General features: G+C 65.0%; 13 protein-coding genes. 6 read left to right on the forward strand and 7 right to left on the reverse strand.

Features of this window, described 5'->3' with window-relative positions; all coding sequences use genetic code 11:
* Positions 1 to 470: 470 nt before the first annotated feature.
* Positions 471 to 2,768: an AAA family ATPase gene (locus CV103_RS19790; RefSeq protein WP_107395921.1), complete on the reverse strand. Its 2,298-nt coding sequence runs from the start codon at positions 2,766 to 2,768 to the stop codon at positions 471 to 473.
* Positions 2,769 to 3,012: 244 nt separating this feature from the next.
* Positions 3,013 to 4,155: a helix-turn-helix transcriptional regulator gene (locus tag CV103_RS19795; protein ID WP_107395922.1), complete on the reverse strand. Its 1,143-nt coding sequence runs from the start codon at positions 4,153 to 4,155 to the stop codon at positions 3,013 to 3,015.
* Between the two features lie 190 nt (positions 4,156 to 4,345).
* Here CV103_RS19795 and CV103_RS19800 point away from each other — a divergent pair, with 190 nt between their 5' ends.
* The 4 genes from CV103_RS19800 to CV103_RS19815 all read left to right on the forward strand — a co-directional run bounded on the left by CV103_RS19800 (position 4,346) and on the right by CV103_RS19815 (position 6,694).
* Complete coding sequence (locus tag CV103_RS19800; protein WP_107395923.1) at positions 4,346 to 4,936, forward strand: hypothetical protein; 591 nt, start codon at positions 4,346 to 4,348, stop codon at positions 4,934 to 4,936.
* A gap of 39 nt (positions 4,937 to 4,975) precedes the next feature.
* Positions 4,976 to 5,776 (forward strand): hypothetical protein, encoded by an 801-nt coding sequence (locus CV103_RS19805; RefSeq protein WP_107395924.1) that lies wholly within the window; start codon positions 4,976 to 4,978, stop codon positions 5,774 to 5,776.
* A gap of 27 nt (positions 5,777 to 5,803) precedes the next feature.
* Entirely contained in the window at positions 5,804 to 6,223 is a 420-nt protein-coding gene (locus CV103_RS19810) for a hypothetical protein (protein WP_107395925.1), read from the forward strand.
* 282 nt (positions 6,224 to 6,505) lie between these two features.
* The gene (locus CV103_RS19815; RefSeq protein WP_107395926.1) at positions 6,506 to 6,694 is read left to right on the forward strand and encodes a hypothetical protein; all 189 of its coding nucleotides are present in this window, start codon (positions 6,506 to 6,508) and stop codon (positions 6,692 to 6,694) included.
* 353 nt (positions 6,695 to 7,047) lie between these two features.
* On the opposite strand, the gene CV103_RS22980 is transcribed toward CV103_RS19815, so the two are convergent.
* The 5 genes from CV103_RS22980 to CV103_RS19840 all read right to left on the reverse strand — a co-directional run bounded on the left by CV103_RS22980 (position 7,048) and on the right by CV103_RS19840 (position 14,480).
* A complete protein-coding gene (locus tag CV103_RS22980; protein WP_245896967.1) occupies positions 7,048 to 7,842 on the reverse strand; it encodes a hypothetical protein in 795 nt (264 codons plus the stop codon).
* A 342-nt stretch (positions 7,843 to 8,184) separates the two neighbouring features.
* On the reverse strand, positions 8,185 to 9,195 hold the full coding sequence (locus CV103_RS19825) for a DUF6607 family protein (protein ID WP_245896968.1): 1,011 nt from the start codon (positions 9,193 to 9,195) through the stop codon (positions 8,185 to 8,187).
* 18 nt (positions 9,196 to 9,213) lie between these two features.
* Positions 9,214 to 11,511, reverse strand: a complete 2,298-nt coding sequence (locus CV103_RS19830; protein WP_107395930.1) for a TonB-dependent hemoglobin/transferrin/lactoferrin family receptor — start codon at positions 11,509 to 11,511, stop codon at positions 9,214 to 9,216.
* Positions 11,512 to 11,714: 203 nt separating this feature from the next.
* Positions 11,715 to 13,514, reverse strand: a complete 1,800-nt coding sequence (locus CV103_RS19835; RefSeq protein ID WP_107395928.1) for an ABC transporter ATP-binding protein — start codon at positions 13,512 to 13,514, stop codon at positions 11,715 to 11,717.
* A gap of 222 nt (positions 13,515 to 13,736) precedes the next feature.
* A complete protein-coding gene (locus tag CV103_RS19840; protein WP_070935008.1) occupies positions 13,737 to 14,480 on the reverse strand; it encodes a MauE/DoxX family redox-associated membrane protein in 744 nt (247 codons plus the stop codon).
* An 80-nt stretch (positions 14,481 to 14,560) separates the two neighbouring features.
* On the opposite strand from CV103_RS19840, the gene CV103_RS19845 reads away from it, so the two are divergent.
* Together CV103_RS19845 and CV103_RS19850 are read left to right on the forward strand one after the other, a co-directional pair.
* Positions 14,561 to 14,953, forward strand: coding sequence for a MerR family DNA-binding protein (locus CV103_RS19845; protein ID WP_107395929.1), 393 nt, complete (start codon positions 14,561 to 14,563; stop codon positions 14,951 to 14,953).
* Between the two features lie 71 nt (positions 14,954 to 15,024).
* Positions 15,025 to 16,143, forward strand: coding sequence for a pyridoxal phosphate-dependent aminotransferase (locus CV103_RS19850; RefSeq protein ID WP_107395931.1), 1,119 nt, complete (start codon positions 15,025 to 15,027; stop codon positions 16,141 to 16,143).
* The last annotated feature ends 78 nt before the right edge of the window (positions 16,144 to 16,221 follow it).

The raw sequence follows: 16,221 nt of genomic DNA on the forward strand, positions 1-16,221 counted from the left end.
CCCGACGTTCCCCGCTCGCAGCAGCGCCAGTGGCCTGGTTTTGCGCCGCCCAATGGCCGGTTTTTGCTCCGCCGTTGACAGGGTTGCGCATGCAACCGACTAGCCACGCGGCAATGAGCGGGGATTCAGCCGTCCAGACCGGAAAACGGGGGATGGCGCGGGCCGGAGCGCAGCGACTACACGGCCCCCGTTTTCCGCCCTAGGGCTTGGTCTTGACGGTGAAGGGCGGCACGCCCCCAAAGAAAAAGAAGGAAGGCGGACGAAGGCCGCAGGAAGAGATTGCGGACGCAGGCCGCGTATACCCGCGCGCGGGATCGTCACCGGATGGCCGAGACGCGAACGGCGGCTCGGTGCCGCAAGCATCAGCGCGGCATAGAGCCCAATCCGGCACTTACGCCGGACGCGCCCGTTCGGACTTCAATTAAGCTTTGCTGGAATCGCTCGGGGCGAGGTTCTTTGCCCGATATTCGTCAACGCCGCGACGTGAAGCGAAGAGTGCGCTCGGCGAAGCTGGTCAACTCCTGATCGTTGATCGCGGCTGTCTGCCAGGCAGCATTGCTGTCATGGTGGAAGCGGTTGGCGTAGACGCGAAGACGATCAAGCTCATCAATGTCAGCAACGGCCATAATCGGGTTGGGCTGTCCGGCCCGCTGCCGTGCGATGGTGATGAACCGACCGAGCGTAGCGCCGGGAGGGAACTCAGCCGGGTAAGCAACGCGCAAATAGGCTTCGAGAATCGGACGAAGCGCCTGTGCAACGGCGCGCTCATTCGCGGGATTGGCAGCGCGAATGTGGCCGCTTACGAGCGCATGCCGCCTGTCGTGTTCGGTAATACAATCCTGATGCACGTCCCAAGCGGCCAGTGTGGAGCCGGTTCCATCGCGGTCAATCCTGAGCGCAGAGCGCGTCTGCGTGTCCGCCTGTTCCCAAATGGCGCACAGGAACGGCTTGGAGTGCGACAGGACAATGACCTGCCGGACCCGGCCCACCAGTCCACGCACCTCTTGAACCGTTGTCAGGGAACGGTGTTCGTCGAGACTCGTCATCGGGTCGTCGATGACGACGATCTTGTCGGCCAGATTGGCTTCCCGTTCCAAGGACGCAAAAAAGAACGCAAGCGCCAGAGTATTGCGGTCGCCCGCGCTCAAGGTTGTGCGAAACGACGGCCCGCCGTTGGCGGCGGTCAGCCCGACAGAGACGTTGTTAATGACAACGTTATAACTCGCCGAGGAGCCTGCGCGCGTGTTGACAGAGCCGACGGCTCCGAGCCGGAAGCCCGCATTGAAGCGGCCAAGGTAATCGTTGATCGACTGCTCGTAGAGCGGAAAGATCGTATTGCGGTATTGGTCAAGCGCGGCGCGCGCGGTGTCACGCAGCCCTTCGGTTCTGGTCTTTGCCTCTTTCTCCGCCACATAGGCGTCGCAGGCCACGTTGAGAGGAGCCGTATGGCGCGCTTTGACAGCCTGCACCCGCGCGAGGTCAGCGGTCAGCGCGGCGACATTCGCGGCAGCCGCCTGCTCTTTAACCAAGGCAATTCGATCATTGCAGGCGGTAAGTGTCGCCGACACTGCCATAACCGCCCGTGCGTCACGCTCGTAAGCCTCTACTGCGGCAATCGCCTCGGGCGGCAAGGTCATCGCTTCCAACGGGGCAGCCGCTTTCGCGCGCAGGACGGTCAGAACCGCATCGCGCGCCGCCGTCCAGTTCCGCAGGATTGCGGCGGTATCAACATCGATTTCGGGCACTTCCATGAAACCGCGCCAGAACGTTCCGTTCTGGACGGCGATGCGCACGGCTCGCTCGAAGGCTGCCTGAATCTCGCCGTCGTGCATGGCGGCGGTGGCCTTACCGGTTTCGACAATCGCGGATTTGAGGCCATTGTAGGCTTCGCTGAAATACGCTTCGTAGTGGCGAATGAGCGGAGAGTTCTCGAGTTCTTGGGCGCAGAACGGGCAGGTATCACCGTCTTGATCTGCGCTCGCGCCTGCGATGCGCGTCATACCTTCGCCCACCCAGGCTTCACCGCCGCGCCCGAGCCGCCGCAAATGGTCGCGCACCTGCGCGGCGGCTTCCGCCTGCAAGTCGGGCAGCGTCCGCGCGAGCAATTCGCGGACGGCGGCGATATCAAAACCGGGCAGGGAAAGCGGCAAGAACGCCTCACGCTGCCGGATGGCGTCAGCAGCCTGCGCGGCGGCCAGATTGCGCTCGGCTTCCTGAATCCGCGCGTCAATAGCATCGTCAGCGGGCAAAGCGCAGAAGGCGTCCACGGTCAGGCCCGCCCGCTGAGCGGCGGGAATAGCGGCCTCCTTCTGCCGTAGCTCGCGATTATGCTGCTCGATAGCAACAATGTGCTGTTGCAGGGTAGCGTTGAGCGCGACGCCCTGCGCGCCGAGAATCAGTTCGTGAAGATTCTGGCGGTGGCTGGTGTCGATCTCGATGCCCGAGCAGATGTTTTCTGCGACAAAGGCATCGTCAAATACCGCGATGCGCGGGAGGGGCTGCTGCCAGCCGCCATTTTGGTAAACGGCTTGTCCGCCGCCTACGGAAAGAACGACATGAGGCGGATGATCTGCGCCGAGACGATGCCGATCCTGAATAAGGGCGGCGTCGCCCGTGCTGAGTGAGCGAAAGATCGTGGCCAACGTGGTTTTGCCGCGTCCGTTTTCAGCATAAATCAAAGTCAGCGGCGTCAGCGCAAGCTGCGCTCCAGCAATGACCGAGTCAAACTGGCCGACATTGCGCAGCAACTGGAAACGCTCAACCGTCATGACACCCCCTCATACCTGCCCATATCCAACTTAGCGGCAATCGAGGGCGGTTTCAGTTTAATTCGCAACATGATGCCACAATCGAAGGGTAATTTTCTTTCGATGTAGAGGTATGCCGAGCCTTCCGGAACAACGGCATGTCTGCGCGCGGGATTTTTAGCGGATGGCCGAGACGCGGGGTCGCGGCGGCTCGGTGCCGCAAGGCATAAGGCCCACTCCGGCAATGCCGGACGCGCCTGTATTGTCAGTGATTGGAAACCGTCGAAACGCTGCGCGCCAGCAAAGCTGCCGCTTCCGCTTGCCGATGTGTGCCTGTCTTGGCCAAAATCCGTTTGAGATGGCTGCGAACGGTGGCAAGCCCGATGCCCATACCTGAGGCTATATCCTCAAGCGAGGCCCCACGTCCGAGGGCAGCGGCAACCGCTGCCTCCGTGCGGGTCAAGCCGAAGAGTTCGCGCAACCGCGCCACTGTGATCGGCGCTTCGGGGTCGCGGATAAATACCAGCACACAAGGTCGCTGTTCGCCAAAGGCGGAAGCCAAGGGGCGCAAGGGGGAAACCTCAAGGGCCAGCGGCATGCGATGCGGACGCGGAACGGACAGCGCCGCGCCGGGATTGGCAATCTTGCCCCGCGCGGTATCCATCGCCCCGCGCACCAGCGCCAAGAGCCTATCGTGAAGGGCGGGCGGGCGCAGCGCGAGCCGTCCGCTAATAACCGCAAGCTCCGCATTTTCGCGGAGCAGCTGCTCCGCAATGCTGCTCGCCTGAATGACGCGGCCTGTGCCGTCCACCATCAGCACGCCGGTGTCCAGCCTGTCGAGCGCCTGCAAGGCGGCGGCATGGGATTGCGATACCGCCGCAAAGCGCTGCCCGAGACGCAGCGCCCGCTGCAAGTGCGGCAACACCAGTGCCGCCTGCTTCCGTTCGTGGTTGGTATAGGCTCCCGCACCCTGCGGCCTGTGGATGCCGAGAACGCCAATCGCCCCGTCCGCTGCGGGGAATACCGCCCCGAGCATATGATGAATATCCAGATGCCGGAGCCATTCCTGATAAAAGCCGCTGCGCGCCTGTTCCTCGCGCGTCACCAAGTCCTCGTCGGTGATGATCCGCTGCATGCCGTAGGCCACGCTGCGCTCAACCCATAAATCCTTGCGGTGCCAGTCGTCCGCCCAAGCCTGTTCCCGCTCGGACACCATGAGGTTGCCGGTGCATTCGAGAAGGTTCACGCGGGCACTGTCACTGTGCAATTTAAGAACGGTGCTGGTCGAGCCGAGCGTTTCCGCGATGCGCGTGGCTGTTCCCGCCCAAAGGCTATCGTCCACCGCTGCATCGTATAGATGCGCAATCAATCCCGAGAGGCGGGGTTCAAGAACTTCTTGGGACAGCATGGCCGCGTAACGCCCCCTGTGTTTATGCGGTTACAAAGTTAACCTTATCCGCTCTTCAAATAACCCCGCATGAACAAAGCCGAATATCAGCATTGCTCAAGGCGTCGTGATTTCTCCCCTGTTTAGGGGACGAATGCCCCTCCGCGCCACCTTAACCATAGCGGGAAGGATTTTCACGCGCGGAGATGTCATGAGCCAAACCCGTTCCCTCATCGTGCCGCTGCTGCTCGCAGCGGGGCTTGCCGCCTGCGGCCAGAACGCCGCGACGGCAGAGAATACCGCCGCCAAAGAGGGGGCGGCGGAAGCCGTATACGGTGGCACGGCGGGCATAACTGCCGCCGAAACCAGTACCACATCCTCGGCAAACCAAGCTGCCGCGCCCGCTACGCCGGAAGCCGTTCCGGCCAAGGCGCAAGCGGCCACCGTCGCGGCGCTGCCGCTCAAGCGCGGCTATTACGTCGAGAGCGATACGCCGTGCGGCCAAGCCTCCAACGCCACCACAACGCTGCTGCGCCGTGAGGGCATCGGCGGCGCGCGGGACTTCTGCGAGTTCAAGAAAATAGAACAAACGGGGCCGAACACCTACCGCGTGACGGAAGCCTGCGGCGACTTGCAGGACAGCGCCCCGCCGGAAACCAGCACCTCTATCTATACCCTCACGGGGGATACGGCCTTCACCGCCAAGAGCGAGCATGGCTGGGAGCGTAGCGCCCGCTACTGCGCCCAATCGAGCATGCCGCCTGACTGGCGCGCCAACGATATCAGCGACGTGACGGGCTGACGCCGCCGCGCTCCATCCATTCCCGTAAGGAGATACCCGATGCAGCGAAGGGCTGCGCTTCGTTCCGCTTTCATCGGCGCGGCTTTGGCCACACTCACGCCCGCCTTCGCGCAAACGGCTTCGACGCCTACGGCCAAGATGGACATTGCGGGGGTGCGCATCGGCATGACGGAAGCGGAAGCCCGCGCGGCGCTGATGGCCTTCGATGCCAGCATGCGGATTATCCGCACCACCTCGCGCTATAACTATTCTGCCGGAGAAGGCAGGCCGGAGAATCTCTCCACGCCGGAATTTCTCGACAGGCTGGAAGTCCAGCCTGCGCGCGGCGGGTTTGAACTGTTCATCGTGTATTTCGCGACGCCGCCGTCCGAACCGCGCGTCATCGCCATTGAGAGGCCCAATCTCGCGCATACGCAAAACCCGCCGACGCAGCAGCAATTCCGCGCAGGCCTTCTCGCCAAATACGGCCAGCCATCCTTTGCCGAGCCGCACCAGCTTGTCTGGGAAGAAGCAGGCAAGCCGCGCTGCGCCTTCACCCGCCGGGGAAACCGCCCCTATGTCGGGCACGAACTCTCCCGCAACCGGATTGTCCCGACGTTCCAGAATGAACGGCGGTATCAATCGCTCGGCCTGACGCTGGCCAGCGATCCCGCCGCCTGCGGGCAGGTGCTCACCTATAGCTATGACATTTGGAGCGGGCCGGTGCGCGCGGCCAAAGCCTCCCTCATCGACCTCGGGGCGGTCTGGTCGGCGGAGACACGCAGCAGCCAATGGGTGAACGGCCTCAAGGCCGAGGCCCAGCGCAAGGTGGATGCGCAGGCGCAAGCGCCGAAGCTGTAGCAGGAATGAAAACCGTAAGGGGATGATATGGGACTGACCACACTAAGCGGAGCCGTCAGCGGCATTCGCCATTCGACTGAAACGCGGGGCACGGTGGGCCGTAATGGCGGCTCCGTGAAAACCGGACAGGTCATCGCGTTTCGGGTGGGCGAGCGCTCCGCACAAATCAAACTGGCCGATGTGCCGGACATCCGCGATGGCGATGAGGTAACACTGGCCGGACGCGAGAAGAACGGCGTGTTCAAGGCGCTGGCGCTGCGCAACGACAAGACGCGGGCCGTTTACAGCATCCCGACGACGGTTGGCTATCTGATGGGCGCGACGCTCATCGCGCTCGGCGTGATGACGCTCATTTTCCTGATTGGCGTCGTGTTTATCGCAGGCGGTTTGTGGACGCTCTACGAGGCGTACAGCTACACACAGGCGGCGAACATGCTTAGGGGGTGAAGCGCTTCCAGCCGCACGGATGGCATTCAGGCGGTTATGCTCCGGCGGAATCGAGATTCGGGGCAAGTCAGAAACTGGGGCGGGGCAATCTCCCTGCGTGTCCGCCCCCATACGTCCTTTGCATCATGCACCCTGCCACCGGCTTTGCCTGCTGGGTGCAAGCCCTCAAGGGCTCCTTCTCTCCGTTGCGGTCCTACGGATGCACCCGGCAATCCCGCTGGCGTCATCGGGAGGCATGAAAGGCCGTAGTGGTTGCGGCCTCAAGCAAAAGGGAGACAGCCCATGCGCCTCATCGTCGCTTCCGAACTCGACAACCTGCCGGAAACCGCTCTGCACTCCAAATTCTACACCGTGCAGCAGGAACTGGCTTTCACCGCGCCTGCCACCACCGAGCGTGCAAATGCGCTGGCGTCCCTCGAAAACATCAACCGCGCGATCATCACACGCCGCGTCAAAGGGCCGGGCTTTTAAGCCCTGCCCGCAAGAGAAAGCCGCCAGCGGGAGCCGCTGGCGGTCTTCTCCGTCAATTCGGCTACGGCCCCATAGGCTTGTTGAATTTCCCGCGCAGCGATGGCGGCTTAGGCGATGATGGCGATGCGGGTGTTTGCTGTGCCGACTTCGGCGGCGGTGGAGGTAGGGGTTTCGGTGCAGGCGGCGGCGACGGCTGCGCCAGAAACTTCGACCTGAATCCCGTGCGGGCAAGTAGCGCGCGAAGGCCGCGTGCGCGGCGGTTTTTCACGCTGCGCTTCTTGGCCGGATTCATGAAACGCGAGAGCACGCGCCGCACGGTCGGTATGAACGTGGGCACAAGCTCGGGAGGGTCTTCAAACCCTTCGCTGTCCTTCGCGGTCGCGCCTGTATCCACCTGTTCCTGCGGCGGCGCAGCGTCCAGATGCAAGAAGCGCGACATGGCGGCGGATATCGCCGCCAAATCGGGAAGCCAGCCGAACAGTCCTTCGGTGGCGGCTTCGCCCTGCTGACCTGTGGCAACCTTTTTCTTCTTTTTCTTGCGGCCCGGTTCTGGTTGCAGGAAACGCGAGCCGCTTACTTTGCGGGTCTTGGCGGCGGTTCCGCCGCGCGCCCCTCCTGCCGTTGCCGCTCTGCCTCGCGGCGGTCTTCTTCGACCTGCGCGAGCAATCGCGCCGCGCGCGCCGAGTCGTGGAATCGCTGATGACGCTCTTGCGACGGCCTTCGCCGTTTTCCCGTCGCCACAGCGGATATTCCGACCAGCGGTCTTGCGTCACCAGATGAATCTGTGTGCTGCCGACATAAGCCTTGAGAGGGCCGTCGATCTTGCTTCTTATATTTTTGCAGCGGGCTTGGCTGACCTCGCCCGCGTTGGCGCGCCGCTGTTGGGCGTCGGCATATTCCTCCGCCACCTGCGAGAAGGGGCGGTTGAATACGGGAACATCGTGTTTCACCCGAAAGCGGATATCGGCATACTCGTCCATCGCGCGGTCCCGCGCCGTCTGCCGGTCTGCCGTCCGCAGCGAGATTGTCTTGTAGCGGTCTTCGTTCTGGATTCTGATCCGGCAATAATACTGGTCGTGCCCGACGTCGCCGCGTCGGAAGATGATAAGGCCGGGCTTGATCTGCTCTTTATCGAGGATGAAACTCATTTCTCCGCTTCCCACTGTGCAGAAACTGTGCAGATTGGCGGCGTAAGTACTTGATATGCCGTACCTGTGTAGGTTCTGTGTGGGTCATTGTAGCAAAAAATGTTGTTTATTTGTAGTGGCTTGTTATAATCCCTTCACCCGCTCCAGTTTCCTATCTTATTTTATCATCCGATGATGACGGGCGCCCCTCCAGGGGCTTGGCCCGGTTTCTTTGTGCGCTGTCGATGGCCGCCCGTCCGGCGCAACAGACGCGGCGGGGATATCCGCAACGCGTGTGGCCGGGCATGCAAGAAGCAGAGGTCCGGGCCGCCGGCGATGTCGGCGGGCGGCCCGGACCGGCGATCAGTTTCCGGTCACCTGGGCGATGATGGCGCGGGCCTTGGTGATCGCCTGCGACGTCGAGAGCTTGCCGGCCTGGATATCGTCCGCGAACGCCATCAGCCGTTCGCCCGAGGCGGAGCCGGTTTCGGCGACCTCGGCCACCGACACGCCCTTGCCCCTGGCGATCGCGGCGTCCCAGGCGGCGCGCACCGCCGCCCAGTAGCTGCTGGTGGCCGCCCAATAGGCGTCCGCCGCCTTGACGTCATAATCGCTCGCCTTGACGTAGGTGTTCAGCACCGATTCCTGGACGAAGGGCACCAGCTTGCCGCCAACCTTGCCGTCTTCCGGGCCCATCTTGATATTATCCTGCCAGTGGATCCAGCCGGCGGGCGACGGCGAATGGCGGTTGATCGCGAGATAGCGGTCATAAGGCGGCATGCGGACCGCATCGCGCCGCGCAAGCGGGCGCCATGTCCAGTTGCTGCGCCAGCGGCGGACGCCGCCTTTCTCGGTCCACTGCCCCCAGCCGCCGTAGCGCGGGCTGTCGTCAGTCTGCCACACTGTCTGCGACCAACGGCCCGCGCGCATCCGTTCGGGCACATCCTCCAGCACCCATTTGCCGTTGCCGGCATAAACGAGCACGGATTCGGGCTCATAGACCCAATCCTGCCGCCAATGCTTGATGACCATCGACTTGCCGTTCTCCCCCGGCACGACAAGGAGATGCTGGAGGACGATGCGGCGCGGGCTGTCCTCGATCACGCGGACGCTTTCGTGCCCGCCGGATATCTTGGACGGGATCGGCGTGTAATCGGCCCGCCAGGGCGTGGTCTCGCGGAAATCGAAGGTGACCTTGTAATCGCCGGCCATGGCGAGGATCGAGGCGCGATCGGCGGCGAGCGCGGCGGCCTCGTCCGCCGGCGCGCGCACGGCGACGGGGCCGTCCGCCAGCGCGGGCGCCATCGGAATCGCCGCCGCCATCACGGCGGCGAGCGCGGTGCGGAAGAAGGCGCTGTTCATTGTCCGTTTCATTCTGTCTCCCCTCTCTTATCAGAAGCGCACGCTGAGCGAGACGCTCGCATTGCGGCCGGGCTGGGTGTAGGCGTCCGCCACCGCCAGGGTCGCCGGGGTGGCGGCCAGGCCGCGCACGTCGCTCCACCAGGCATATTTCGTGTCGAAGATGTTGAAGATGCCGGCGCGCACCGTGAACATGTCGTTGAGCTTCACAAAGGCGGTGGCATCGACGATCGTGAAGCCATCCGGCGTGTAGCAGGAAGACCCGCACTGCCCGGGATCGGTGCGCCGCGCCTCCTTGCCCGCCGAATGGGTGAGGATGAGCTGGCCGCCGAAGCGATCCGCTTTGTCGCGATAGCCGATGCCGGCGACCAGCTTCAGCGGGTCGATGCTCATCAGCGGCGACCGCGCGCCGTTATCGCCGGCGACATTGCCGGTGGCGTAGGAGATGGCGATCGTGCCGGTGATGCCGATCGCGCTGCGCCCTTCCAGTTTGCCTTCGATCCCCTTGATCTTCACCCGATCGAGATTGATGAACTGGAAGATGATCGGATCGGTCGGCGTGCCGGCGTGGCTGCCCACCTGTTCCTGGCTGATGAAGTTGCGGTAACGCCCCCAGAAGCCGGTGACGCTGGCGTCGATCGCCGCGCTACCGAAACGCAGGCCGCCTTCCACCGTCTCGCTGGTTTCGGGCTTCAGATCGGGATTAGGGATCGATCGGTAGGCGAAGAAGGGCGAAGTCGGGTTTTCGAAGAACTGGTTCACCTGGCTGGGCAGCGGCGCCTTGAAGCCCCTGGCATAGTTGGCGAACAGGCTGGCCCCGCCGCCGATCTTGCCGACCACGCCGATCTTGGGCGACACGCGCGATCCATCCTGGCTGGCCGCCGCGAACTGGGGCAGCAGCGGATCGGCCTTCGGATTGAGATCGTAATAATCGAAGCGCAGCGCCGGGAAGATCGTGATCGCGCCATCGGCAAGCGCGATCTCGTCCGCCAGATAGGCGCCGACAAGCGTGTAATCGGTAACGGGGAAGGCGCGGCTCGGGAAAGTATCCGGCGCGGTCGGCACAGTGCCGTCGCGCAGCCCCTTCTGCCGCGTGGAGGAGATATCGGCGCCGTAGACCAGGCGGTGGGCAAGCGGCCCCGTGGCGAAATCGCTGCGCGCCTCCGCGCTCGCCCCGATCACCCTGTTCTCGAAGGTGTTGAGCCGGGTGCGATCGGCGGCGGTATATCTGTCTTCCGCCGTGAACTGGCGGGCCTCGCTGTCCTGATACCAGAGCGCGACCTGCGCGGAATCGACAAGGCCCGAGCCCTGATAGCGCCAGTCCAGTGAGACGCGGGTGCGCTCCGTCCGGTCGGCGGCGGTAAGGCCGATCACGGCGGTGCCCGGCAGCGGCCCCGTGGCCGGCGGGACGGCGATGCCGCTCAGCACATTGGTGTCGACATGATCGTTGAGATAATCGACCGTCAGGCGCACGCGATGCGCATCGTTGGGCGTCCAGACGATCTTGCCCAGCACGGCATCCGACCTGGTGTCCTGCGGATTGGGCTTGGTGCGGGTCGCGTTGGGCGCGTCGTTCGTCCCCTCATTGTCCAGCTCGTGCCCGTCGCGGCGGGTGTAAGCGACCAGCGCCGACCAGTCGCCCGATCGGCCGGCGAGGATCGCGGTTTCGCTGAACTGATCGTCCGCGGATTCATAAGCGACGCGGCCCAGAGCCGCGAAGTCCTGGTTCTTGAGGATATCGGCGGGATCGCTGGTCGTGAAGCTGACCGCGCCGGCCAACCCATCGCTGCCGTAGAGCGCGGAAGCCGGCCCGCGCAGAATCTCGACCGATTTGACGAGGCTGAGATCGACATAGTCGCCCCGGCCCACCGCCTGCGCGCCGAAGCTGAAATCGTCCGGAATGCGGATGCCATCCACCTGGATCAGCACGCGATTGCCTTCGAGCCCGCGAATGTTGAAGCCGGCATTGCCGTCGCGGCCGGTCGATCCCTGCGCGGCGCCGAAACGGGCCGGCGCCCGGCGGACGCTGACGCCCGGTTCATAGCGCACCAGATCCTTGACGTCGGAAACCAGATCGTCCGCGATCCGCCGATCGTCGATCACGCTGACCGTGGCCGGGACGTCGAGGATCGATGTGGGGATGCGCGTGGCCGTGACGGTGATGGTGTTGCGCGCATCGATGCGCACCAGCGGATCGCCATCCTGCGCGGCTGCGGGCCCCGCCAGCGCCAGCGGAGAAAGCATCGCCACGGCCAGTGCCGTGCGGCCCGCCGCCCGCATCCACAGCCCCGTGCACCCACCGGATGCCTTTTCCCCGAACCCCTTGGTCATTTCGCGCATTAGCCCCTTGCTCAGATGATAATGAGATAGATTCGCATTATCATCCCGCTAAGGTCACGCGCTGCGGGGGTCAAGCATGGCGACATGATTATCCGGCGGACGGGCGCGCGCCGATCGGCCCGGCATCCACCGGAGCCACCTACCGCCGGCGCCTGCACGCTTTGCAGGCGGCCAGCGGTTAGGAAAGCACGCCCTTAGACGGCGGCCTCGTCGAGGATCGAAATCGCGCCCGATTGCCTGTCGAACAACCGGCGGTAGCGGCCGTCGGGCCGGCTGAGCAGCGTCTCATGATCGCCATCTTCCACGATGCGCCCGCCTTCGAAGACGAGGATGCGATCGAGCGACCGCACGGTGGACAGGCGATGGGCGATGACGATCGCGGTCCGCCCCGCCATCAGCCGGGCCATCGCCTGCTGGATCAGCGCTTCCGATTCGGAATCGAGGCTGGATGTCGCCTCGTCCAGGATCAGGATCGGCGCATCGGCCAGGAAGGCCCGCGCCAGCGCGACGCGCTGCCGCTCCCCGCCCGACAGCTTCACGCCACGCTCGCCCACCAAGGTGCGATAGCCGCGCGGCAGCCGGCTGATGAAATCATGCGCATTGGCGAGCCGGGCCGCCTGCTCGATCTCGCCCGCCGTCGCATCGGGCCGCGCATAAGCGATATTTTCCGCGAGGCTGCGGTGAAACAGGATCGGCTCCTGCGGGACGATCGCGATCTGGGCGCGGAGCGACGCCTGGCTTGCCCGCGCCACATCCTGCCCGTCGATCAGCACGCGGCCGCCGGTCGCGTCATAGAGGCGCTGGATCAGCTTGACGAAGGTCGTCTTGCCCGATCCCGAATGGCCGACCACGCCGACCCGCTCGCCCGGCGCGATGCTGACATCGAGCTGGTCGTAGAGCGGCCGGTCATGGCCGCCATAGCGGAAATCCACCCGTTCGAAACGGATCGCCCCGGCCTCGATCCGGATAGGAACGGCATCGGCGGCATCCTCGATCCCCAGCGGCTCGCCATGCATCAGCACCAGTTCCTCCATCTCGTTCACCGAGCGCTGGAGGTGGTGCACATGCTGGCCGATATCGCGCAGATAGCCGTGGACGACGAAATAGGTGGTCATCACATAGACCACGTCGCCCGCGCTGGCCCGCCCCTGCCACCACAGCCACAGGGCAGTGCCCGTGACGGCCGATCGCACTGCCCACAGCAAGGCGAGCTGGCCCGTGCCGCTCCATGTGTGCCGCATCCAGGTGCGCGCCGTGCGTCGGCTCCATTTATCGACGAGGCCGGCGAGCCGTGCATCCTCGCGATGCTCCGCCCCGAACGCCTTCACCACGGCATTGGCGCCGATCGCATCCGCCAGCACGCCGCCCATGCGGGTATCCCACGCATTGGACAGGCGCGAGGCCGGTGCGATCACCTGCGTCGCCAGCAGCACGGTGAGCATGATGTAGGCGATCGCGCCCACCGCCATCACCAGTCCCATAACCGGCCAGTGCGCGCCCAGCAGCAGCATCGTGCCCACCAGCACTACGAAGGAGGGCAGCAGGGCCAGCAACAGCACGTCGTTCAGCGTATCCAGCGCCCACATGCCCCGGCTGATCTTGCGGACCACCGACCCCGAGAAGCTGTTGGCATGCCAATCGGTGGAGAAGCGCTGGACGCGGTGAAAGGCATCGCGCGAGACATCGCGCATGATGCCGAGCGTGAAGGGCACGATCCCCCACCAGGCGAAATGGCGCAAGACGACCATCGCCAGCCCCAGCGCCATCATCCAGGCGAAGGCGCCGAGCGCGGCGGCCCGATCGCCCCCGCCGGCCGAAAGCGCATCGATCAGGCGGCCGGCGAACATCGGCACGAAGATTTCGGTCACCGTCGCCAGCGACATCGCCAGGGCGATGCCGATGCCGAGCGCGCGGCGCCGCGCCCAGTGGCGGAAGGTGAAGGCCAAGACGGCGCGGATGGCGCGCGCGCCACCCCGGGATTTGATATCGGCCATATCGTCGATGCGGCGCGCGGGGTGCGCGCCCTCCGTTTCACATGCGGTCAGTAGGGGGAAGCGGGCTCGGCGGCCCGGCTTCGGCGTGCGTCAGCCGCGAATGGCGGAACGCAGCGAGGGGCGCTTCAGCGACAGCATTACCATCCAGCCCTCCCTCGATTAACGGAGCGCGCGCAGTAGCATGGGATCGCCCCGCCGCCAACCCGGCCGCGGGGCGCGCCGTCACATCGCCAGCATCCACAGCGCCATGGCGATCATCATCAGATTTTCGGTGAGCGAGACGAAACCCAGCGGCACGTTGCTGTCGCCGCCGACACAGGCGCATTTCAGCGTGCGCCGATCGATATAGACGGCCTTGAACACCGAAGCCGCACCGATCGTGCCGATGAACAGGGCGACCGGGATCGACAACCAGCTGAGCGCGCCCGCCGCCATCAGCACGCCGGCCAGCGCCTCCGCAAAAGGATAGATGCGCGCATAGGGCACCCAGCGCCGGGCCAGCAGGTCATAGCCGAGGAACATGGTGGCAAAGCCTTCCACGTCGCGCAGCTTGAGCATCGCCAGCACGCACATGCTGAAGGCGATGAACCATTCGCCGGCGCGGACGGTGAACGGCGTGCCGAACGCGGCATGGCTCGCCGCCAGCGCCATCAGCGCCGTCATCGCGAACAGGGCGATGACGGGCGTATAGCTCAACGCCCCGGGATCGCGGACCTTGAGGCCGAGATGGCGGCGCAGATCGTCATGGCCGCCGATCCGCTCGCCATCGATGAAGATCTGCGGCGTCGTCTTCACGCCATGCGCGGCCTTGAAGGCGTCCGTCTCCTCCCGCGTCGTCAGCAGGCGATCCTCGATCCGGTAGCCCCGGCTGAGCAGCAGCGCCCGCGCCTTCAGCCCATAAGGGCAGACATGGCCGGGCATGGCCATGCGATAGAGTGTTGCCGTGGGGGCGGAAGGGCGGCTCATTTCCTCGGATCTCCTTGTCGCGCGGTCGATCCTGCCCATATGGGTTCCGTACCATGGTACGGAGTCAAGCAGTGGCTGGAATGACGATCGGCAGGCTGGCCGAGGCCGCCGGGGTGGGCGTGGAGACGGTGCGCTATTATCAGCGGCGCGGGCTGATCGATCTGCCGTCACGGGGCGGCAGCCGGAACGCGGACATCCGCCGCTACGATGCCGGCCATCTCCGCCGGCTGCGCTTCATCCGTTCCGCGCAGGCGGCAGGCTTCACCCTGGAACAGATCGGCGAGCTGCTGGCCCTCGATGCCGGGCAGGACCGCGATCGCGCGCGGACGCTGGCGCGCGAGCGGATCGCCGCGCTCGACGCGAAGATCGCCGAACTGCGGGATGCCCGCGCCGCCCTTGCCCGGCTGGCCGACCAGTGCGGCGCTTCCGCCACCGGCCCCTGCCCGATCATCGCGGCGTTCGAGCCGGATTGATCCCGCCCCGCGACAATCCGGGCCGCGGCATGGCTTCACAGGCGATCGGCAAATGCTCTAGCAGCAAATATATGTCCGCCGAGATCGACCCCTTCCACGCCATCGCCATCAGCCGCCTTGCGCACAGCCTGAAGGCGGCTGGGCGATCGATCATCCACATGGAGTTCGGCCAGCCTTCCACCGGGGCGCCGGCGCGCGCGATCGCGCGGGCGCATCAGGTGCTGGATACCGATGGCATGGGCTATTGGGAGAGCCCGGCGCTCAAGGAACGGATCGCCCGCCATTATCTGGACAGATATGGCGTCACCATCGATCCCGAGCGGGTGATCCTCACCTGCGGCGCCTCGCCCGCCTTCGTGCTGGCGCTGAACTGCCTGTTCGCGCCGGGCGCGCGGGTGGCGCTGGCCCGACCCGGCTATGTCGCCTATCGCAACAGCCTGAAGGCGCTGCACCTCGAACCGGTGGAGCTGCCCTGCGGCGAGGCCGAGCGCTTCCAGATCACGGCGACGGCGCTGGAGCGGATCGATCCGGCGCCGGATGGGCTGATCCTGGCGAGCCCGGCCAACCCGACCGGGACGATCATTCCGCCGGCAGAGCTGGCTGCGATCGCCGATCTTTGCCGCCGGCGCGGCATCCGGCTGGTCTCGGACGAGATCTATCATGGCATAAGCTATGGCGAGCCGGCGCAATCCATGCTGCAGCACGCGCCGGACGCCTTCATCGTCAACAGCTTCTCGAAATATTTCAGCATGGCGGGCTGGCGGCTGGGCTGGCTGGTCGTGCCGGAAAGCCATGTCGCCGCCGCGCGGGCGCGAATGGGCAATCTGTTCCTGACGCCGCCATCCTTGTCGCAGCATGCCGGGCTTGTCGCCTTCGATTGCGAGGAGGAGCTGGGGGGCCATATCGCGGTCTACCGCCGCAACCGGGCGCTGCTGCTGGCGGCGCTGCCCGGAATGGGCCTGCGCCGGATCGCGCCGCCGGACGGCGCTTTCTACATCTATGCGGATATCGGGCATCTGACGACGGACAGCCTGTCCTTCTGCGCGCGGCTCCTGGAGGATACGGGGGTTGCGACGGCACCCGGCGTGGACTTCGACCCGGTCGAAGGCCATCACCACATGCGGATCAGCTTCGCGGTATCGGAGGAACTGGTTGAGGAGGCTGTGTCGAGGCTGGGACCGTGGCTTTGAGAACGGCGGTGGAAAACTAGACCACGGTAGCGGCGGGATTGTCCGGCTGCGGGCGGCGTAAAAGTCGTCCACTTTTTC

Origin of the sequence: Edaphosphingomonas fennica, assembly GCF_003034225.1 — a bacterium.
Taxonomy (GTDB): domain Bacteria; phylum Pseudomonadota; class Alphaproteobacteria; order Sphingomonadales; family Sphingomonadaceae; genus Sphingomonas_E; species Sphingomonas_E fennica.

Excerpts from the sequence above, each read along its gene's own strand:
- CV103_RS19790 (WP_107395921.1), bottom strand. The coding sequence starts at position 2,768 with ATGACGGTTGAGCGTTTCCAGTTGCTGCGCAATGTCGGCCAGTTTGAC.
- CV103_RS19795 (WP_107395922.1), bottom strand. The coding sequence starts at position 4,155 with ATGCTGTCCCAAGAAGTTCTTGAACCCCGCCTCTCGGGATTGATTGCG.
- CV103_RS19800 (WP_107395923.1), top strand. The coding sequence starts at position 4,346 with ATGAGCCAAACCCGTTCCCTCATCGTGCCGCTGCTGCTCGCAGCGGGG.
- CV103_RS19805 (WP_107395924.1), top strand. The coding sequence starts at position 4,976 with ATGCAGCGAAGGGCTGCGCTTCGTTCCGCTTTCATCGGCGCGGCTTTG.
- CV103_RS19810 (WP_107395925.1), top strand. The coding sequence starts at position 5,804 with ATGGGACTGACCACACTAAGCGGAGCCGTCAGCGGCATTCGCCATTCG.
- CV103_RS19815 (WP_107395926.1), top strand. The coding sequence starts at position 6,506 with ATGCGCCTCATCGTCGCTTCCGAACTCGACAACCTGCCGGAAACCGCT.
- CV103_RS22980 (WP_245896967.1), bottom strand. The coding sequence starts at position 7,842 with ATGAGTTTCATCCTCGATAAAGAGCAGATCAAGCCCGGCCTTATCATC.
- CV103_RS19825 (WP_245896968.1), bottom strand. The coding sequence starts at position 9,195 with ATGAAACGGACAATGAACAGCGCCTTCTTCCGCACCGCGCTCGCCGCC.
- CV103_RS19830 (WP_107395930.1), bottom strand. The coding sequence starts at position 11,511 with ATGACCAAGGGGTTCGGGGAAAAGGCATCCGGTGGGTGCACGGGGCTG.
- CV103_RS19835 (WP_107395928.1), bottom strand. The coding sequence starts at position 13,514 with ATGGCCGATATCAAATCCCGGGGTGGCGCGCGCGCCATCCGCGCCGTC.
- CV103_RS19840 (WP_070935008.1), bottom strand. The coding sequence starts at position 14,480 with ATGAGCCGCCCTTCCGCCCCCACGGCAACACTCTATCGCATGGCCATG.
- CV103_RS19845 (WP_107395929.1), top strand. The coding sequence starts at position 14,561 with ATGACGATCGGCAGGCTGGCCGAGGCCGCCGGGGTGGGCGTGGAGACG.
- CV103_RS19850 (WP_107395931.1), top strand. The coding sequence starts at position 15,025 with ATGTCCGCCGAGATCGACCCCTTCCACGCCATCGCCATCAGCCGCCTT.